We start from the raw sequence: 3,163 nt of genomic DNA, 5'->3' as shown, positions 1-3,163 counted from the left end.
TTATTGCGCGGAAAGCCGAATGTGGCTGGCTGGTGAGGGACTCCTTCACCACGTCCGGCGGGGTGCCCGCAAGCCTCGGGCGGGCTTGAAGTGAGGGGGCCGTTGGGTGCGTAGTACGCACTCGGGGGCACCCTCGCTTCACGAGGGGGTCCGCGAGTGGTAACTCCGCTGCATCCAACGGAGCAGAGTTACCACTCGCCCGCAACCGTCGCCGCAAACCCTCCACAGTCACTCTTTCGTGGCCAGGGCTGAAGCAGGCCAAGGTCGCCCACCACGACATGACACCTTTGCCCTTCCGCCCAATAGAACCGGCCGGAACACTCACGACTCCTTAGTGGTACTCGATGTCCCAGTGGTTGCCCTCGTAGGAGTAGAGGTCGCCGTCCGCCGAGCGGTACTGCTCGCTGCCGAGCGCCGGCGGCACGACCGGCGTGAAGGTGCGCCGGATGTAGCTGTTGACGCAGCTGGTCAGGCGGATGTCGACCTTGTAGCCGAGATAGTGGCTGTACGGCAGGGCCGCGTGCCCGACCTCCGTGCCGCCGGTGATCACCACTGCGCAGCCGCCGGCCGCGCGCAGCGCGAGCACACCGTCCACAGTGGTCTGATTGATCTGCTCCAGTGACGTGCATTCGGGGTTTTCCCTGTCACTGCAACGTCCGGACGAGCTGGTGGTGATCCCGGCGGCCGCGAACTTCGCGGCCGCCTCGGCGTGGCTGAGCTTGGCCTCCGACATCGACGACACCGCTGACGCCGGTGGCGCGAAGGCGGCGGCGCCGAGCAGGCCGAGGCCGAGCGCGGCCACGCCGAAACCCGTACTGGTGAAACGACCCATGTGGTTGAACTCCTCGGCTGTCGATCACGGACGTGTTCGACAGCTGGTACGGGTGGGCCTCCCGAAAGGTTGCGGGACAGCTCATTGTGTGGCGGCGGCGAACATTCCGGCCTCGTACGAACCGCCCTTCTGGTGCACGATCACGGCGAGCCGGTTGGCCGCGTTGATCAGGGCGACCAGCGAGACGAGCGCGGCGATCTGGTTGTCGTCGAAGTGCTTGCGCACCTGCGCCCAGGTCTCGTCGCTCACGCCCTGGTGCGCGTCCGCGAGCCGGGTGCCCTCCTCGGCGAGTGCGAGTGCGGCCTGCTCGGCCTCGCTGAACACAGTGGACTCACGCCACGCGGCGACGAGGTGGAGCCGGAGCGCGGTCTCGCCGGCCGCGGTGGCCTCTTTGACGTGGAAGTCGATGCACCAGCCACAGCCGTTGATCTGGCTGGCGCGCAGGCTCACCAGCTCCTGGATGCTGTGCGGCAGTCCCGACTGGCCGATCACCGCGCCGGTGTTGGCGAACCGCTTGGCGATCTTGGTGCCGATCTCGTTGCTGAAGAGGTCGAAACGGGGTTCCATGACTGTGGTCCTCACTTGTCGTGCTGCACTGGACGAACACCAGATGCCGGCGGCACGGATCTTGTGACAACGCGGCCATGTGACGAGCGCCACGATGGGCCGGTGTCACAGAACCGCGGGGGCCGGCGTCTCGTGCGCGACACCATCGAAAGGGGACCAGCATGTCCGAAACCGAGGCGTTCCTCGCACACCGCAATCTGCTGTTCACGGTCGCGTACGAGATGCTCGGTTCGGCCGCTGACGCGGAGGACGTCCTGCAGGAAACGTGGCTGCGGTGGGACGGCGTCGACCTCGGCACCGTCGAAAACCAGCGCGCGTACCTGGTCAGGATCACCACCCGGCTGGCGCTCACGCGGCTGCGCACGCTCGGGCGCCGCAAGGAGTCCTACGTCGGGCCGTGGCTGCCCGAGCCGCTGCTCACCACACCCGACGTGGCCGAGGACGTCGAGCTGGCCGACAGCGTGTCGATGGCGATGCTCCTGGTGCTGGAGACGCTCACGCCGACCGAGCGCGCGGTGTTCGTGCTGCGCGAGGTGTTCGACCTCGGGTACGACGAGATCGCCGAAGCCGTCGACAAAAGCCCGGCCGCGGTCCGCCAGATCGCCCACCGCGCGCGGTCGCACGTCGCCGCGCGAAGGCCGCGCGGCGAGGTCTCCCACGCCGACTCCCGGCACGCGCTCGAAGCGTTCCAGAAGGCGGTCGAAACCGGTGATCTGCAAGGCCTGCTTGACATTCTCGCGCCGGACGTCGTCTTCCTCGGTGACGGCGGGGGAGTCAAGCAGGCCGTGCCGCGGCCCATCACGGGAGCGGACAAAGTGGCACGCCTGCTCGCCGCCGGGGTCGGCAGGCTCGCCTCGCTCGGGTCACTGCAGCCGGTGCAGGTCAACGGCTATCCGGCGCTGCTCCTCCGGCTCGACGGCGAGGTCGACACCGTCATCGCGATGCGTGTCGACGACGGCCTCGTCACGGGGCTTTACGCCGTGCGCAATCCCGAGAAGCTGTCGCGGATGGCGCAGGAGACCACGCTGAGCCGGGCTACTTCCCGATCTTGAGGTAGCCGTTGCCGAGCAGGCGTCGCCCGACCTCTTCGTAGGCGGCAGGGTCGGGCGAGGCGATGGTGGCGAGCCCGTCGACGTACCGGTTGAACATGCAGAAGGCGGCCGCGATGAGGACGGTGTCGTGGATTTCCGTGTCCGTCGCGCCGAGCTTCTTGGCGGCCTCGACGAGCTCGGTCGTGACGGCCTTGCCGGTCTCGCGGGTGGCGAGCGCGATACGCAGCAGCGCACGCAGTTTGTCGGAGACCGGCGCCTCGTCGATGCCACGCCAGGTCGCCTCGACGACGTTCGCGCCGTCGTCGAGCGCGGCGATGGCGACGGCGGCGTGGCTCAGCGAGCAGAAGGTGCACTCATTGCCGCGTGACACGGTGGCGGCGATGAGTTCACGTTCGCCGACCGTCAGCGTGCTCGGTCCGCGCAACAGGGTTTCCGCGAGGAGGCCGAGCGGCTCGGCGGTCTCCGGGCGGAACTCGAACAGGCCGCTGATGCCGGGCATGGGGGACTCGATGTCGATGTGCGGCAAGGGTTCCTCCTTAGTGGGCTGGCCACATCAGTACCACGGAATCCTTGAGAAGCGATGAGTGTGCTGCACCCGGCTTAGCGGCGATACCTCCGCTCGCCCGCAAGGGGTCGTGGGGGGGGGGGGGGGGGGGGACGGACCCAGCCGAGCCACAGCCGAGCGGGCGCCGGCGGGGGCGGCCCCCCAGCG

General features: G+C 68.5%; 4 protein-coding genes. 1 reads left to right on the top strand and 3 read right to left on the bottom strand.

All coding sequences use genetic code 11. From position 1 onward, the window contains the following. Positions 1-331: 331 nt before the first annotated feature. Together ACFV15_RS35280 and ACFV15_RS35275 are read right to left on the bottom strand one after the other, a co-directional pair. On the bottom strand, positions 332-832 hold the full coding sequence (locus ACFV15_RS35280) for a hypothetical protein (RefSeq protein ID WP_378356073.1): 501 nt from the start codon (positions 830-832) through the stop codon (positions 332-334). A gap of 81 nt (positions 833-913) precedes the next feature. Further along, entirely contained in the window at positions 914-1,399 is a 486-nt protein-coding gene (locus tag ACFV15_RS35275; protein WP_378356071.1) for a carboxymuconolactone decarboxylase family protein, read from the bottom strand. Between the two features lie 161 nt (positions 1,400-1,560). On the opposite strand from ACFV15_RS35275, the gene ACFV15_RS35270 reads away from it, so the two are divergent. Next, positions 1,561-2,451 carry an RNA polymerase sigma-70 factor gene (locus ACFV15_RS35270; RefSeq protein WP_378356069.1) on the top strand — a complete coding sequence of 297 codons (891 nt, stop codon included), beginning with the start codon at positions 1,561-1,563 and terminating at the stop codon, positions 2,449-2,451. Here ACFV15_RS35270 and ACFV15_RS35265 read toward each other — a convergent pair. After that, positions 2,435-2,977: a carboxymuconolactone decarboxylase family protein gene (locus ACFV15_RS35265; protein ID WP_378356067.1), complete on the bottom strand. Its 543-nt coding sequence runs from the start codon at positions 2,975-2,977 to the stop codon at positions 2,435-2,437. The two genes, ACFV15_RS35270 and ACFV15_RS35265, sit on opposite strands and share 17 nt — an antisense overlap. Positions 2,978-3,163 lie beyond the last annotated feature (186 nt).

This window comes from Amycolatopsis sp. NPDC059657, assembly GCF_042734395.1.
GTDB lineage: Bacteria > Actinomycetota > Actinomycetes > Mycobacteriales > Pseudonocardiaceae > Amycolatopsis.
The sequence above is the reverse complement of the archived record's forward strand: the minus strand, read 5'-3'. Positions and strand labels throughout refer to the sequence as shown.